This is a genomic window from Pseudomonas sp. Y24-6, assembly GCF_020295325.1.
In the GTDB taxonomy this organism is placed as follows: domain Bacteria; phylum Pseudomonadota; class Gammaproteobacteria; order Pseudomonadales; family Pseudomonadaceae; genus Aquipseudomonas; species Aquipseudomonas gregormendelii.
This window is the reverse complement of the sequence record NZ_JACBXG010000005.1, coordinates 211,117-227,311: the sequence shown is the minus strand read 5'-3', so window position 1 is coordinate 227,311 and position 16,195 is coordinate 211,117. Positions and strand designations below refer to the sequence as shown.

The window sequence follows — 16,195 nt, the reverse complement described above, 5'->3', positions numbered from 1 at the left end:
TCAGGTCTGAAAGCGCACCCACACGCCGACCAGCACGGTGGCCGCAATCAGCCAGGCCACCGCTGCCACCGCCAGTGAGGCTTCCAGCCGCATCTTGTCGACCATCACGTACAACGTGGCCAGGTAGATGAAGTACGGGATGATCGACCACATGCCAAACACGATGGTGGTCTTCAGATCATCCAGCGATCGGCCTTTGCCGACGATGTAATGCGCGATCAGGGCAAAGGTCGGGAACAGGGGTACCAGCCCGGCGATGTAATAGTTTTTGGTCCTGGCCAGCGCGGCGAGGATCAGCACCACCGCCGCGCCCAGGCTCGCTTTTAGAATCAGATCCATCAGTGGCTCAACCCGTATTTTTTCACTTTGTCGAAGAGCGTGGTCTTGGCCATTCCAAGTTCCTGGCTCGCCTGGGTCAGATTGCCGCCGCTGCGCTGCAACGCATCCACCAGCAAATTGCGCTCGAAGGCTTCGACCGCTTCGGCGAACGCCAGGCCCTGATTGCTGCCGCTGGCGCCGGATTTCTTGAAGGCCGGCAGGCCAAGGGCGAAGCGCTCGGCGACGTTGCGCAATTCGCGCACATTCCCCGGCCAGTCATGGCTCATCAGGTTCGACAGGGTCTGGTTGTCCAGGTCCGGCACCGCGCGGTCGAAGCGCAGGGAGGACTGCTGCAGGAAATGCTCGAACAGTTGCAGGATATCCTCGCGGCGTTCTCGCAGCGGTGGCAGTTCCAGTGTGACCACATTGAGTCGGTAATACAGGTCGCTGCGGAACTCACCCGCTTTGCTCGATTCGTCCAGGTCGGATTTGGTCGCGGCGATCACCCGGCAGTCCACTGCCACGCTCTGGTTCGAACCGAGGCGCTCCAGGGTCCGTTCCTGCAGAACCCGCAGCAGTTTGATTTGCAGCGGTAACGGCATGCTTTCCACTTCATCGAGGAATAGCGTGCCGCCGTCTGCGTGTTCGATCTTGCCGATCCGCCGTTTTCCCGCGCCGGTAAAGGCATTGGCTTCGTGACCGAAGATCTCGCTTTCGAACAGGTTCTCCGGCAGGCCGCCGCAGTTCAACGCGACGAACTGCCTGGCATGGCGCCGGCTGAAATCGTGCAGGCAACGCGCGACCAGCTCCTTGCCGGTGCCGGTCTCGCCTTCGATCAGCACGTTGGCCGAGGTGTCGGCGACGTTGGCGATCAACTCCCGCAGATTCTGCATGGCCGGTGAGCGGCCGATGATCCGGCCTTCCAGCGAGTCGCGCTCGGCCAACTGCCGGCGTAGCGAGGAGACTTCCCGCGCCAGGCTGCGTTGCTCCAGCGCGCGACGGGCGACGTCGACCAGGCGTTCCGGGGAGAACGGCTTTTCCATGAAGTCATAGGCGCCTTTTTGCATGGCTCCGACCGCCATGGAAATGTCGCCATGCCCGGTAATCAACACCACGGGCAGGCTGCGGTCACGCTCCTTGAGCCGGGTCAGCAGTTCCAGGCCGTCGATGCCAGGCAGGCGGATATCGCTGATGACAATCCCGGCAAAGTCATCGCCGACCCGCGCCAGTGCTTCCTCGGCGCTGCCCACGCCTTCGCAGGGAATGTCTTCCAGGGTCAGCGCCTGCTGGCAGCCCAGCAGCACATGAGGGTCGTCTTCGACGATCAGCACACTCAGTTCGTGGTTCATAGGGGCTCGGCGTGAAGAGGGCTTACCAACGGTAAACTGAGAACGAAGGAGGTTCCACCATTGGCCGGGTGTTCGACACCCAGGTGCCCGCCAGTGGCGGCGGCCAGGCTGGCGGACAGGGTCAGGCCGAGGCCCAGGCCCTGTTCGCCGGGTTTGGTGGTGAAGAAGGGTTCGAACAGATGTTTGCGCGCTTCGGCGTCGATGCCATGGCCATTGTCACGCACCCGCAGGCGATATTTGCCATCGTGGGGTTCACCCTCCAGCCACAGTTGCGGCAGGGGTTGGGCCTGCATGGCATCCAGGGCATTACCGATCAGGTTGACCAGAATCTGCTCAAGGCGCGTCTGGTCGATCTGCACCTGGACATCGGCGAATTCGCGGTGCAGCTGCAAGTGCGCACTTTCCAGACGGGCACCAAGCAGTTGCAGCGCAGCCTCTACTGCCTTGCCGAGGCTCGCCTGGCCCTTGTCGTCACCACGACGGGCGAAGGAACGCAGGCTGGCGGTGATCCGGCCCATGCGATCGATCAGCTCGTTGATGGTCTTGAGGTTGGTACTGGCGACGTCGAGCTGACCGCGCTCCAGAAAGCGCACGGTATTGCCGGACAAGGTCCGCAGGGCGGCGAGCGGCTGGTTCAGTTCGTGAGCAATGCTGGTGGACATCTGGCCAATCGCCGCCAGTTTGCCAGCCTGTACCAGTTCATCCTGGGCCCTGCGCAACGTCTCTTCAGCCTGGCGCCGTTCGCGGATCTGGCCCTTGAGTCGTTCATTGCTGGCGCGCAGGTCACTGGTGCGTTCGGTAATCCGACGCTCGAGTTGATTGTTCGCTTCCTGCAGGGCCTCCCGGGCGGCAAGGCGGGTAGCGATGACCTTGCGCCGTTCGTTCCAGGCGATCAGCAGGAACGCCACGAGGGCGAACGCGACAGCCACCAGGATCCCCTGGTTGATCGCTTCACGGCGCAAGTCCTGCAGGGGCGTGAGCAGGGTGAAATTCCACGGTGTGTCGCTCAAGGGACGGGTCTGCGACAGGTAGCTGATGTCCTCCTGGTCGGACTCCACCTCGCTGTTGGCGGGGAAGGTCAGTTTCTCCTCACCCTCGGCCAGTTTTTCCCGCGCCAGGGGTTGCAGCTCATTCAGGGGGAACCAGTAATACTGCAGGCTGCGGGCGAGTTTTTCTTTGGTTTCGTCGCTCAACGGGATGACCGACTTGAGCCGCCGTGCCGGGTCGCTGGACAGAATGATGATGCCGTTTTCATCACTGACGAAGGCTTCCAGGCGAGCGCGCTGCCAGCGTTCTTCCATGGCTTCCAGCCTCACCTTGACCACCGCGACGCCGATGATCTTGCCCTGTTCCTCAAGGCCGTGGGCCAGGTAATAACCCGGTTCGCCGTTGGTGCTGCCAATTCCGTAGAAGCGCCCCGGCTGACCGCGCACGGCGTTCTGGAAATAGGCGCGAAAGGACAGGTCTTCGCCCAGGTAACTGTCGACATCGCGCCAGTTGCTGGTGGCCATGACGCGGCCGGAGGTGTCCATGACATAGATGGCCCGGCTGCGGCTGCGCCGATTCAGGCCTTCGAGGTATTCATTGACCGTCTGCCGGTGTTCCGGCGATGGATCGTCGAGCAGCTTTGACACGCTGGATTCAAGTTCCAGCAGGCTGGGCAGGTAGGTGTATTTGCTGATTTCGCTTTCCACGGCGCGGGCATGCAGTTCCAGCTGGCGCTGGCCGTTTTCGCTGAGGCTGCGGATGCCGAAATGTTCACTGACCCAGAAGCCGACGTAACCCAATCCAATCATCAGGGCGATGACCAGCGGCGGCAGGAACAGATGGCGAATCAGACGGGGTTTCACGGCGAGTGATGGCGGCGCGGCGCGATAGAGAGTGGGGTCGCATTTCATCACAGATGCCTTGGGTCAACCACAACACAAATCTTGAAACCGCCATCGTCCCCTGTAGGAGCGAGCTTGCTCGCGATGGTCGTCAACGATGGCGCGTTCATTCTGGATGTACGCGAGGTCTTTGAGTTCATCGCGAGCAAGCTCGCTCCTACAGGGGAGGGCGTGCGGCTTTTAGTGCTGCAGAATCTTGTTGAGGAAGTGCTGCGTACGCTCGGCGCGGTGGCTGATGTCGCCAAAAAATTCCTCTTTCTTGCAGTCTTCGATGATCTTGCCTGCGTCCATGAAAATCACGCGGTCGGCCACTTTGCGGGCAAAGCCCATTTCGTGGGTCACGCACATCATGGTCATGCCTTCGTGGGCCAGTTGCACCATCACGTCGAGCACTTCGTTGACCATCTCCGGATCGAGCGCCGAGGTCGGTTCGTCGAACAGCATGACGATCGGGTCCATTGCCAGTGCGCGGGCAATCGCCACACGCTGCTGCTGGCCACCGGAAAGCTGGCCCGGATGCTTGTGCGCATGGGCAGACAACCCGACCCGCTCAAGCAACTGCAGGCCCTTTTTCGTCGCTTCTTCCTTGCTGCGACCGAGCACCTTGATCTGCGCGATGGTCAGGTTTTCGGTGATGGTCAGGTGCGGGAACAGTTCGAAGTGCTGGAACACCATGCCGACGCGCGAGCGCAGTTTCGGCAGGTCGGTCTTGGGGTCGGCGATGGATGTGCCATCGACTACCACGTCACCTTTCTGGAAGGGTTCCAGGGCGTTCACGCACTTGATCAGGGTGGATTTGCCGGAACCGGAAGGCCCGCACACCACGATCACTTCGCCTTTCTTGACCTCGGTGCTGCAGTCAGTCAGTACCTGGAAGTCGCCATACCACTTGTTGACATTCTTGATAGAGATCATACGGCAAACCTTTTTTGCAGACGCTTGACCAGCAGCGAGGCGGCAAAGCTGATTGTGAAGTACACGAGACCTGCGAAGATCAGGAACTCATTGGAGCGGCCGATGATGTCGCCACTGGCGCGCGAAGCATTGAGGAAGTCCACCAGGCCGACGGCGTAGACCAGCGAGGTGTCCTGAAACAGAATGATGCTCTGTTGCAGCAGCAGCGGGGTCATCTTGCGGAACGCCTGAGGCAGGATGATCAACCGCATCATCTGGCTGTACGTCATGCCCAGGGCCTGGGCCGCGCCCATTTGTCCCTTGGGAATCGACTGCACGCCGGCCCGGACGATTTCGCAGAAGTACGCCGCTTCAAACATCATGAACGCCACGATGCACGAGGCGAACGCGCCGATCGGCGTGTCTTCGCCGGTGATCCAGCGCAGCACGAACGGCACCGCCAGGTAGAACCAGGTGATGACCAGCAGCAGCGGGATCGAACGGAAGTAATTGACGTAGGCACCGGCAATGTTCGACAGCACTTTGCTGTGGGACAGGCGCATCAGCGCGAGGATGGTGCCCAGGATGATCCCCCCGACGACGCCCAGCGCCATCAGTTGCAGGGTCATGACCATGCCGTTCCACAAGCCCGGCAGGGACGGGATGATGCCCGAGAAGTCGAATTCCATCATTTACCCCCTACGGAGATCAGGCCCGGCACGGCAACTTTCTTCTCGACCAGGCGCATCAGCAGCATCAGGCTCATGTTCAGGGTGAAGTAGATCAGTGTCGCCAGGGTGAAGGCTTCGAACAGGTTGGCGGAGAACTCGGCGGTCTGCTTGGTCTGCGCGAGCAACTCCATCAGGCCGATCAGCGAGGCGACGGACGTGTTCTTGAAGACGTTGAGAAATTCCGAGGTAAGCGGCGGAATGATGATCCGGTAAGCCTGGGGCAGCAGCACGTTCCAGTAGATCTGCGGCAACTTGAAGCCCATGGCGCGAGCAGCGGCCTCCTGGCCACGGGGCAATGCCTGGATGCCGGTACGCACCTGTTCGCAAACGCGAGCGGTAGTGAACAGGCCAAGGCACACCACGACGCTGAGGAAGGCCGAAGTGGTCGGGTTGAGGTCCTGCTTGTACCAGTCCTGCAGGTTCTGCGGCAGCAGGTCCGGCACCAGGAAGTACCAGATGAACAGCTGCACCAGCAGTGGCACGTTACGGAAAAGTTCGACGTAGCAGGTCGCGATGCCCGATACGAAGCGGTTCGGTACGGTGCGCATGACACCCAGGATCGAGCCCAGTGTCAGGGCAATGATCCATGCCACGATGGCGATGGCGATGGTCCAGCCCAGACCGGTGAGGTACCAGTCGAGATAGATCTCGCTGCCCACGCCGGTAGACTTGAAGAACACGCTCCAGTCCCAGTTGTAATTCATTCGGGTCTCCCCTCGGATCGATGTACAAGTGCCCGCTTGGGGAAGCTCCGTTCCCGCCCCGACCATGATAGTCAGGCACACACGAGCGGCTCGACAGCCACCGGTTCGAGTGTTTCCAGAAAATGCCAGCAGGGAGTGACAACCTCCTGAAGGGATGTTGGTCCCGTCAGGAGGTAAGGTTAGTCAGAAATCAGGATTTCTTGTCGTCAGCCGCTTTATCGGTTGGATTGGCGATCAGGGCCTTGAGCTCGTCGCTCATCGGGAAGTTCAGGTTCAGGCCTTTTGGCGGGATTGGCGCCATGAACCATTTTTCGTAGATCTTGTTGATCTCGCCCGACTTGTAGGTGGCCACGATGGCAGCGTCTACAGCCTTCTTGAACGGCTCGTCGCCCTTGCGGACCATGCAGCCGTAGATTTCGTAGGACTGTGGATCACCGGTCACTGCCCAATCAGTCGCCTTCTTGGCCTTGGCGGCTTCACCGGCCAGCAGTGCGTCGTCCATCATGAACGCAACGGCGCGGCCCGATTCCAGCATCTGGAAGGACTCGCCGTGGTCTTTGGCGGAGATGACGTTCATGCCCATCTGCTTGTCGGCGTTCATCGACTTGAGCAGGCGCTCGGACGTGGTGCCCGCAGTGGTCACGACGTTCTTGCCCTTGAGGTCGTCGAAGTTCTTGTACGTGGAGTCTTTCTTGGAGAGAAGACGAGTACCGATTTCGAAGATGCCGACGGAGAAGTCAACTTGCTGCTGGCGTTCAACGTTGTTGGTGGTTGAACCGCACTCAAGATCCACGGTGCCGTTCTGCACCAGCGGGATACGGGTTTGCGAGGTGACCAGGTTGTATTTGACCTTCAGGTCCGGGAGGTCCAGGTCTTTTTTCAGCGCTTCGACGACTTTCAGCTGAATGTCGTGGGAATAGCCGACCGGTTTGCCGGAAGCGTCCGCGATGTAGGAAAACGGAATGGAAGCGTCACGATGCCCAAGGGTGATGGTGCCGGACTCTTTGATCTTCTTCAGTGTGCCGGTGAGTTCGGCGGCGAAAACTGGAGTGCTAATCAGAGCGGCAGCAATGGCTGCGCCCAGGAGGTGGGGAACGATACGCATCAAATTTTCCTCGACATTGTTTTTTTTATGGAGCCAGTTCATCGGCCCTTTTTGTGCTTCGAATGCCTGGGGCGCCTGATGGATCGGCACAACAGGTATTCGTCCAAGAGTGTAGAGCATGACTCGTGCCAGACCAGGGTCTGTAGATCAAACTGTTGATTTATAAGGGGATTAATTATTTGTTGCGGGTTTTAGAGCGTGCAATGATCCGGTTAACCGAATAGACCGACAGGTCGCGTTCGGAAAACCGAATGCGATGCAGGGATTAGCTGTGGAGCGGGCTTGCGCAAGTGACCTGGAGTGCAGCGCAGAATGCAAAAGCCCCTGGATCTCACAATCCAGGGGCTTTGCGTACCGCCAGCTATCGATCAGGCCGCTTCAATCTTGCTGCGGTTCTGCTCGACCTTGCTCAGGTAATCCGCCAGCTTCTGTTGCTCTGCCGGGGTGGTGAACAGCCCCAGTTTGCTGCGGCGCCACAGGATGTCGTGGGCGGTGGTAGCCCATTCTTCGCTGCACAGGTAGCCCACTTCGCGGGTATAGAGACCGCCGCCGATGTGTTCGCCCAAGTCGTTCAGGTCGCGCACGCCTTCGAGCATGCGCCAGGTGCGGCTGCCGTAGGTGGTGGCCCAGCGGCGGGCGATTTCGGTGGGCACCCAGTCGAACTTGTCACGGATCAAGGCGCTTAGCGCCTGCGGGGTGCTCATGTCCTCGCCGCCTGGCAGGGTCGCGTGGGCGGTCCAGCTTGGCTTGATGTGGGTGAAATACGGGGTCAATTGCGCCAGGGCCGACTCGGCCAGCTTGCGATAGGTCGTCAGCTTGCCGCCGAACACCGAGAGCAATGGCGCTTCTTCGCCGCTACCAGACAGCGCCAGGGTGTAATCCCGGGTCACGGCCGACGGGTTATCGGATTCGTCATTGCACAGAGGGCGCACACCCGAATAGCTGTGCAGAATGTCCTCGCGGCTGACCTGCTTCTTGAAGTGCGCATTCACCACCTTGAGCAGGTAATCGGTCTCGCCTTCGGTAATCGCAACTGCCGCCGGGTCGCCGGTGTACTCGCGGTCGGTGGTGCCGATCAAAGTGAAGTGATTCAGGTAGGGAATGGTGAACACGATGCGCTGGTCTTCGTTTTGCAGAATGTGCGCGTGTTCGCCTTCGTACAGCTTCGGCACGATCAGGTGACTGCCCTGGATCAAGCGGATGCCGTAGGGCGATTCCATCTTCAAGTCGTCACGAATGAATTTCGCCACCCATGGCCCGGCAGCATTCACCAGGGCCTTGGCGCGGATCGAAAACAGGCTGCCGTCGGCGCGTTCCAGGTGCAGATGCCACAGGCCCTTGGTGCGACGGGCGCTGACGCAGCGGGTCTGGGTGTGAACGTGGGCGCCTTTCTCGCGGGCGGCCATGGCGTTGAGTACCACCAGGCGTGCGTCGTCTACCCAGCAATCGGAATATTCAAAGCCTTTGGTGATTTCGCTTTTCAGCGGGCTGTCCGGACCGAACTTGAGGCTTTTTGAACCTGCCAGCTTTTCCCGTTTGCCGAGGTTGTCATAAAGGAACAGGCCGGCACGGATCATCCACGCCGGACGAAGGTGCGGGCGGTGGGGCAGCACAAAACGCATCTGCTTGACGATGTGAGGCGCCTTGGCCAGCAGCACTTCGCGTTCGGCGAGGGCTTCACGCACCAGGCGGAATTCGTAATGTTCGAGATAGCGCAGGCCACCGTGGATCAGCTTGCTGCTGGCCGAGGAGGTGTGGCTGGCCAGGTCGTCCTTTTCGCAAAGGAACACAGACAGGCCGCGACCGGCCGCATCCGCTGCGATCCCCACGCCATTGATCCCGCCACCGATGACGGCAACATCGTAGACCTCGGAGAGTGGGGGCGTAGGCAAGGTAGAAGTGGGCATCGGCTGGCCTCTGGTTTTTGGTTATCTATATTTGAATTCGAACATTAATGTTCATTTGTGAAAATGGTAGCCCATAAAGACGCGCACAGCCAGTCAACTTCGATTGAAAATACTGATCGAAGAGCGGCGAAAGGAAAATTTACGAACATTTAAGCGCGGGATTCAGTCGCAAGAGAGATGTTGCATGGGCGATCGTCATCGCGGGCGAGCCCGCTCCCACAGGATTTGTACATGACCTGTGGGAGCGGGCTTGCCCGCGATGGCGTCGGCACAGCCGATCAAGATGAAGGGGTTAAACGACTTCGAGTCGAATCTTGTGCTGACTCAGCAACTGCGCCAACGCCGGCACGGGTGGCTGATCAGTCACCAGGCAATCGATCAGGCTGATCGGCCCCAGGCGAATCATGGCATTACGCCCGAACTTGCTGGAGTCCGCCGCGAGTATCACCTGCCGGGCATTGGCAATGATCGCCTGGGAGACCCGCACTTCCTGATAGTCAAAATCCAGCAGGCTGCCATCCTCATCAATGCCACTGATCCCGACCAAGGCAAAGTCGACCTTGAACTGGTTGATGAAGTCGACACTGGCCTGGCCCACCACGCCGCCGTCTCGGCGCACATTGCCGCCGGTCAGCAGCACGTCGAAGTCATCCTTGGCGCTGAGCATCGAGGCCACGTGCAGGTTGTTGGTGATGATCTTCAGGTGGCTGTGGTTGAGCAGGGCGCGGGCAATCGACTCGGTAGTGGTACCGATGTTGATGAACAGCGAGGCGTGGTCGGGGATTTGTGCGGCAATTGCTTCGCCAATCCGCTGTTTTTCATCGCGCATCTGGTCGGCGCGCATGGCGTAGGCAGTGTTTTCGACGCTGGAATCATAGGCTGCGCCACCGTGGTAGCGGCGCAATAAATTAGCTTCCGCGAGCTGATTGATGTCGCGGCGGATAGTCTGCGGTGTGACGACGAACAGCGTAGCCATTTCCTCGATACTCACGTAGCCGCGTTCGCGGACCAGTTCGAGGATTTGCTGCTGACGGGGAGGCAGATTCATGGGGCTTCCTTTGGGCTGCCGGGCAAAATTTGCCCATGATGCCGCAGGAATCTGCTCCCGACCAGTTACATGCCGATACGGAGTGCCTTGGCTGGCTTATTCATCGCCTTCGTGGGGTTCCCAGTCGCGGGTGCGGCTCACGGCTTTTTTCCATCCAGCGTAGAGTTTTTCCTTGGCTGTTTCGTCCAGGGTCGGCTCGAATTCACGCTCGATCACCGCCTTGCCGCGCAGCTCATCGAGGCTGCCCCAGAAGCCGCAGGCAAGGCCCGCCAGGTACGCAGCGCCGAGTGCCGTGGTTTCGCGCATTTGCGGACGCTCGACCTGGGTGCCGAGGATGTCGGCCTGGAACTGCATCAGGAAATTGTTCGCTACCGCGCCGCCGTCCACGCGCAGGGCCTTGAGGCGTTCGCCGGAGTCCTGTTGCATGGCGTCCAGGACATCGCGGGTCTGGTAGGCAATCGACTCCAGCGCGGCACGGATGATGTGATCCACGCGCACGCCGCGGGTCAGGCCGAACAGTGCGCCACGAGCATACGGGTCCCAGTACGGCGCGCCGAGGCCGGTGAAGGCCGGCACCAGGTACACGCCATTGCTGTCTTTGACCTTGTTGGCGAAGTACTCGGTGTCGTGGGCATCATTGATGATTTTCAGTTCGTCACGCAGCCATTGAACGGTCGAGCCGCCGTTGAACACGGCACCTTCCAGCGCGTAAGCGACTTCACCGCGAGGGCCACAGGCGATGGTGGTGAGCATGCCATGTTGGGATTTCACTGCCTTGTCGCCGGTGTTCATCAGCAGGAAGCAGCCGGTGCCGTAAGTGTTTTTAGCCTGGCCAGGCTCGACGCACATCTGGCCGAACAGCGCGGCCTGCTGGTCGCCTGCGATGCCCCCGATAGCGATGCCGCTCTTGGTGTGGCCGTAGATTTCCGAGGAGGACTTAACTTGTGGCAGCATCTCGCGCGGAATATCCAGCACCTCCAGCATTTTCGCATCCCACTCCAGGGTGTGGATGTTGAACAGCATGGTGCGCGAGGCATTGGTGTAGTCGGTGACGTGCACTTTGCCGCCGGTAAATTTCCAGATCAGCCAGCTGTCGACGGTACCGAACAGCAATTCGCCGTTGCGCGCACGCTCGCGGCTGCCTTCGACATTGTCGAGGATCCACTTGAGCTTGGTTCCGGAGAAGTAGGGGTCGGTGACCAGACCGGTGGTATCGCTGATGTATTGCTCGTGGCCGTCGCGCTTGAGCTGCTGGCAGATCTCGGTGCTGCGCCGGCATTGCCAGACGATCGCGTTGTAGATCGGCCGGCCGGTGGTCTTGTCCCAGACCACGGTGGTTTCGCGCTGGTTGGTAATACCAATGGCGGCAACCTGGTCGTGGTGCAGGCCGGCTTGCGCCAGGGCTTCGACCATCACGGCGCTCTGGGTGGCGAAGATTTCCATCGGGTCATGCTCGACCCAACCGGCTTGCGGATAATGCTGCACGAATTCGCGCTGGGCGGTGCACACCACATTTGCATCACGGTCGAAAATGATCGCGCGTGAGCTGGTCGTGCCCTGATCAAGGGCAATGATGTAGTTCTTATTCTGAATGTCGGTCATGTCGATTGCCTTGGGACGAATAGAAGGGAGTGGAGTCAGGCGCGGGACCAGATTGGCAGGATCACGCGCCTACGGTATCAAGAAGTGCGCGGTTTGCCGTCAATGGCCGGTACTGCATCCGTGGTCTCGGGCGCGGCGCTGGGCAGATGACGGGCAATCAGCCCGCGATAGGCGGCAGCGCCGAGGCACGCACCGACAATCGGTGCAAAAATCGGAATGAGGAAGTAGGGGATATCACGCCCTCCGGTCAGGGAAATTTCACCCCAGCCGGTGAAAAAAGTCATCAGTTTCGGACCGAAGTCCCGGGCCGGGTTCATCGCAAAACCGGTCAGCGGACCCATGGAACTGCCGATCACCGCAATCAGCAAGCCGATGAGCAGGGGCGCCAATGGGCCTTTGGGCAAGCCATTGTTGTCGTCGGTGAGGGACATGATGACGCCCATCAGGATGGCGGTGATGATGACTTCAACCAGAAACGCCTGGGCCGTGGACAGGGCCGGATGCGGGAAGGTCGAGAACACCGAGGCCAGTTCCAGGCTTGCCTGGGTGCCGCGAACCATTTGGTGGGTTTGTTCGTAATCGAAGAACAGGTTGCTGTAGAGCGTGTAAACCAACAAGGCGCCACAGAAGGCACCGGCGACCTGGGCGAGGATGTAAAAGGGCAGTTTGCGCTTTTCAAAGTCGGTAAAGATGCACAGCGCGATGCTGACGGCGGGGTTGAGGTGGGCCCCGGAAACGCCGGCGGTCATGTAGATCGCCATGCTCACGCCGACACCCCAGATGATGCTGATTTCCCACAAGCCGAAGCTGGCACCCGCGACCTTGAGCGCAGCCACACAACCGGTGCCGAAAAAGATAAGCAGGGCAGTGCCCAGGAACTCGGCCATGCACTGGCTCGATAGCGGCGGTTGTTGTAAAGCAGTTGTCATTGAAAACCTCGTTGTTGTTTTTGTCTGGGTGCAGCGAAGGACGATTTGTAATGTATTCGTATTCGAAAAAATATAGACAAGAAACACTGCTGTCAAAGGTCGAAAGTGAACCATCAGTCATATTTCAACTATTAGTCATGTGAATGATCCTATTGTTCACCAGGCAGGAGGAATGCGGACGAGTGGTAAACCGCTGCTGCGCACCGATGAAACAGTGGCGCTATAGAGCCTTTTAGGGGGCAATGACCTAGAATCCGCCAGTGGATTTTTCCACCGCCGCCCAGTCTGGAGCTGACATGACCCCCGCATTGGATTTGTTGAAAAAAGTTCGAGCCGAACATCGTGTGCACAGTTACGAACATGATCCCAAGGCCGCTTCTTATGGCTTGGAGGCCGCGGAGAAGCTCGGCCTTGATCCGGCACAGGTGTTCAAGACATTGCTGGCGGCCAGTGAAAAAGGCGAACTGTTGGTGGCGGTGGTGCCGGTCGTCGGAAGTCTCGACTTGAAGGGCTTGGCGCACGCTGCGGGGGTGAAGAAGGTCGAGATGGCAGATCCCGCGGCAGCGCAGCGCTCGACCGGGTATTTGCTGGGGGGGATCAGTCCGCTGGGGCAGAAGAAGCGCTTGCGCACCTTTATCGATAATTCAGCTCAGGTGTTTGACAGCATCTTTGTCAGTGCGGGGCGCAGGGGGCTGGAAGTGGAACTGGCTCCTGCGGTACTGGCCGAACATACCCTGGCGAAGTTCGCGGATATCGGGCGTGCCTGACACCGCTCCTGTAGGAGCGAGCTTGCTCGCGAAAGACTGCAGTGCGCCGCTGGGTGTCAGGATCTTCGCGTAATCGTTAACGTCCATCGCGAGCAGGCTCGCTCCCACAGGGGAACGAGCCGGTTCAACTGCGCTCGGCTCAGCTGGCTGTGCTGTAGCGGCGCACGCCGGTCTCGGTTGCCGGAATCTGCGCCGCCGTGCTGCCGGAGGCCTGGAACAGGACCAGGTGTTCCGCCGCGACACGAATGCCCACTTCAGCACCGACCAGATGATCGGCGTGACTCGGAAAAATCGACTCCAGCTGTGCACCCGTCGGCAATTGCAGCCGATACAAGGTCGAAGCCCCCTGGAACGACTTGCCGACGATCCGCGCTTTCAAGCCGCTGTCCGGTGCATAAACGATATCGTCGGGACGCAATAGCACGTCCACGGCGCCGCCGACCGGCCAGGTATACGCCCGATTACCGCGCAACTCGCCCAGTTCGGTCTGCACCGACTCGGGACTGTCCAGCCTGCCGCGAATGAAATAGCCCTGGCCGATGAAGCTCGCGACATAAGGCGTCAGCGGTTCATGGTAAAGGTTGTAAGGCGTGTCCCACTGCTCCAGGCGGCCCTCCTTGAATACCCCTACATGATCGCTGACTGCGAAGGCTTCTTCCTGGTCGTGGGTCACCAGAATCGCGCTGGTGCCACGGGCCTTGAGGATGTCGCGCACCTCATGGCTGAGCTTGCGTCGCAACTCGCCATCAAGGTTGGAAAACGGTTCGTCGAGCAGCAGCAATTGCGGCTCCGGCGCGAGGGCGCGTGCGAGGGCGACACGCTGCTGCTGGCCACCTGAAAGCTCGTGCGGAAAGCGTTTGCCGAGGCCTTTGAGGTTCACCAGTTCCAGCAACTCTTCGGTCACACGATCTTTTTGCGGGTGCTTGCGAATGCCGAAAGCGATGTTTTCGGCGACGCTCAAATGCGGAAACAGCGCGTAATCCTGGAACACCATGCCGATCCGGCGTTTCTCCGGCGCGAGGGTGAAGCCGGCGCTGGAGATCGTCTCACCCGCCAGGGTGATTTCCCCTTCGTGCACCGGTTCGAAGCCGGCAATGGCGCGCAGGGTGGTGGTCTTGCCGCAGCCCGAAGAGCCCAGCAGGCAACCGATATCGCCGGCATTCAAATGCAGGTTGAGGTTCTGCACGACTCGCTGGTCTTGATAGCCGCAGGCGAGGTTGCGCAGGTTTAGCAATAATGGCTGGCTCATGCGTGGTGGTACGCCGGTTCGACGAGAAATTCGAGCAGGGCCTTTTGTGCGTGAAGACGGTTTTCGGCCTGATCCCAGGCGACCGAGCGCTTGTCATCGAGCAGGTCGAGGCTGATTTCCTCGCCACGATGGGCAGGCAGACAGTGCATGAACAGCACGTCCGGAGCGGCCAGGTCGAGCAGCGCACGGTTGACCTGGAAGGGAGCAAATAGCTTGAGACGCTTGGCGGTTTCTTCTTCCTGGCCCATGGAGGTCCAGACGTCGGTGCTCACCAGGTGTGCACCACGTACGGCGTCTTTCGGGTCGCGAACGATGGTCACCCGATCGCCGGCCTTGGCCACGAATTCCGGGTTGGGCTCGTAACCTTCCGGGCAGGCTATGCGCAACTGGAAGTCGAACTGGATTGCCGCTTCTATATAGCTGTTGCACATATTATTGCCGTCGCCGATCCAGGCCACGGTCTTGCCCTGGATCGAGCCACGGTGCTCGAGGAAGGTTTGCATGTCGGCCAGCAACTGGCACGGGTGCAGGTCATCGGACAGGCCATTGATGACCGGCACGCGGGAGTTGGCGGCGAATTCGGTCAGGGTGCTGTGGGCGAAGGTGCGGATCATTACCGCGTCAAGCATGCTCGACATAACGATCGCGCAGTCACTGATCGGCTCGCCGCGACCCAGTTGGGTGTCGCGCGGCGACAGGAAGATCGCCTGGCCACCCAGCTGGATCATGCCGGCTTCGAACGAGATGCGGGTGCGCGTCGAGGACTTCTCGAAGATCATCCCGAGTACGCGGTTTTTCAGAGGCTCGAACAGTACGCCGCGGTTACGCAGGTCCTTGAGCTCAACGCCTCGACGGATCACGCTGACCAGCTCTTCGGGCGTGCAATCCATCAGGGAGAGAAAGTGCCTTGCGCTCATCATTGACTACCTTTTTGCAACAGACCGCAGATACTCAAAGCCTTGTTTAACTGAAAAACGGGCGAGACCTGCGGCGTAAGCCGCACGGGGCGACGAAATAGGGGGAGGCGCGATATTATAATTAAATGTCGCGTCTTACCAATAGGGCTACGGTTTTTAGGGGATTCGGAGGGGCTACGGGATAACCGCAGTAGCGCTTTTGAAGCCTGTTTCCTGACAGCAGCGAACCATTTGTACACTGCGGCCCCGGGGCTTTGCAATCAAACCGGGCAGGCAGGGTCGATTTCTGACCTTTCGTCCAGCCACGGCAGCGCGCCTGTTTCTGGTCTGAAAGTTTTGCTAATACAAAGTGCTGGGTTATAACTAACGCACGAACGACGCAGGAAGCCCTTCGGAATGGAATCGAAAGAAAAGCAACTCATGGAACTGCTCGGCCTTACGGCCCGCTCCCTTACTCATCTCACCGCGTCCATGACTTCGATGTCCTTCGAGCTGCTGCGCAGCAATGACGAAGTCACCAAGGCTGCCGGCCGCCGCATGATCGACCGCATGGCCACCATCAGCAGCGGCCTGGACGAACACTGGCGCCTGATTGGTGAGCTCACCGGCGTGCATGTCGCCCATGAGCAGATCGAGACCGTCCAGGAAATCCAGCAGCAACTCCCCCCCAGGCTACCGCCGAACTGATTCCCGGTGTGCATCGGCTGGCCTGATGGCGGCCGATTCACAAGACGAACGTCGCTGGCGAAGAGGCAGGGCAGGCGCCATAGTTTTGTTCCCGCGGTC

The 16,195-nt window shown here is 59.8% G+C and carries 15 protein-coding genes; 2 read left to right on the top strand and 13 right to left on the bottom strand.

What is annotated here, in order from left to right; all coding sequences use genetic code 11:
* The 11 genes from HYI44_RS12015 to HYI44_RS11965 form a co-directional block, all read right to left on the bottom strand.
* On the bottom strand, positions 1–330 hold the full coding sequence (locus HYI44_RS12015) for a GlpM family protein (RefSeq protein WP_163019478.1): 330 nt from the start codon (positions 328–330) through the stop codon (positions 1–3).
* Positions 331–338: 8 nt separating this feature from the next.
* Entirely contained in the window at positions 339–1,667 is a 1,329-nt protein-coding gene (locus HYI44_RS12010) for a sigma-54-dependent transcriptional regulator (RefSeq protein WP_122840060.1), read from the bottom strand.
* Complete coding sequence (locus HYI44_RS12005) at positions 1,664–3,565, bottom strand: sensor histidine kinase (RefSeq protein WP_122840061.1); 1,902 nt, start codon at positions 3,563–3,565, stop codon at positions 1,664–1,666. The genes HYI44_RS12010 and HYI44_RS12005 overlap by 4 nt, the downstream gene beginning before the upstream one ends.
* A 171-nt stretch (positions 3,566–3,736) precedes the next feature.
* Positions 3,737–4,471 (bottom strand): amino acid ABC transporter ATP-binding protein, encoded by a 735-nt coding sequence (locus HYI44_RS12000; RefSeq protein ID WP_122840062.1) that lies wholly within the window; start codon positions 4,469–4,471, stop codon positions 3,737–3,739.
* The gene (locus HYI44_RS11995) at positions 4,468–5,139 is read right to left on the bottom strand and encodes an amino acid ABC transporter permease (protein ID WP_045058015.1); all 672 of its coding nucleotides are present in this window, start codon (positions 5,137–5,139) and stop codon (positions 4,468–4,470) included. The genes HYI44_RS12000 and HYI44_RS11995 overlap by 4 nt, the downstream gene beginning before the upstream one ends.
* A complete protein-coding gene (locus tag HYI44_RS11990) occupies positions 5,139–5,885 on the bottom strand; it encodes an amino acid ABC transporter permease (protein ID WP_122840063.1) in 747 nt (248 codons plus the stop codon). Before HYI44_RS11990 ends, HYI44_RS11995 begins: the two co-directional genes overlap by 1 nt.
* A gap of 190 nt (positions 5,886–6,075) precedes the next feature.
* The gene (locus HYI44_RS11985; RefSeq protein WP_045058062.1) at positions 6,076–6,990 is read right to left on the bottom strand and encodes a glutamate/aspartate ABC transporter substrate-binding protein; all 915 of its coding nucleotides are present in this window, start codon (positions 6,988–6,990) and stop codon (positions 6,076–6,078) included.
* Positions 6,991–7,358: 368 nt separating this feature from the next.
* The gene (gene glpD, locus HYI44_RS11980) at positions 7,359–8,897 is read right to left on the bottom strand and encodes a glycerol-3-phosphate dehydrogenase (protein WP_225569491.1); all 1,539 of its coding nucleotides are present in this window, start codon (positions 8,895–8,897) and stop codon (positions 7,359–7,361) included.
* 292 nt (positions 8,898–9,189) lie between these two features.
* Positions 9,190–9,945 carry a DeoR/GlpR family transcriptional regulator gene (locus HYI44_RS11975; RefSeq protein WP_045058012.1) on the bottom strand — a complete coding sequence of 252 codons (756 nt, stop codon included), beginning with the start codon at positions 9,943–9,945 and terminating at the stop codon, positions 9,190–9,192.
* Positions 9,946–10,041: 96 nt separating this feature from the next.
* The gene (gene glpK, locus HYI44_RS11970) at positions 10,042–11,547 is read right to left on the bottom strand and encodes a glycerol kinase GlpK (RefSeq protein ID WP_045058011.1); all 1,506 of its coding nucleotides are present in this window, start codon (positions 11,545–11,547) and stop codon (positions 10,042–10,044) included.
* Positions 11,548–11,624: 77 nt separating this feature from the next.
* Positions 11,625–12,476: an MIP/aquaporin family protein gene (locus HYI44_RS11965; protein WP_122840064.1), complete on the bottom strand. Its 852-nt coding sequence runs from the start codon at positions 12,474–12,476 to the stop codon at positions 11,625–11,627.
* A 296-nt stretch (positions 12,477–12,772) separates the two neighbouring features.
* On the opposite strand from HYI44_RS11965, the gene ybaK reads away from it, so the two are divergent.
* Entirely contained in the window at positions 12,773–13,243 is a 471-nt protein-coding gene (ybaK, locus tag HYI44_RS11960) for a Cys-tRNA(Pro) deacylase (protein WP_122840065.1), read from the top strand.
* Between the two features lie 139 nt (positions 13,244–13,382).
* Here ybaK and HYI44_RS11950 read toward each other — a convergent pair whose 3' ends face one another.
* Together HYI44_RS11950 and argF are read right to left on the bottom strand one after the other, a co-directional pair.
* Positions 13,383–14,492, bottom strand: a complete 1,110-nt coding sequence (locus tag HYI44_RS11950; RefSeq protein WP_225569490.1) for an ABC transporter ATP-binding protein — start codon at positions 14,490–14,492, stop codon at positions 13,383–13,385.
* Complete coding sequence (gene argF / locus HYI44_RS11945) at positions 14,489–15,409, bottom strand: ornithine carbamoyltransferase (protein ID WP_122840067.1); 921 nt, start codon at positions 15,407–15,409, stop codon at positions 14,489–14,491. Before argF ends, HYI44_RS11950 begins: the two co-directional genes overlap by 4 nt.
* Before the next feature lie 396 nt (positions 15,410–15,805).
* Between argF and HYI44_RS11940 the strand changes: the two genes are divergently transcribed.
* Complete coding sequence (locus tag HYI44_RS11940; RefSeq protein ID WP_122840068.1) at positions 15,806–16,096, top strand: hypothetical protein; 291 nt, start codon at positions 15,806–15,808, stop codon at positions 16,094–16,096.
* Positions 16,097–16,195 lie beyond the last annotated feature (99 nt).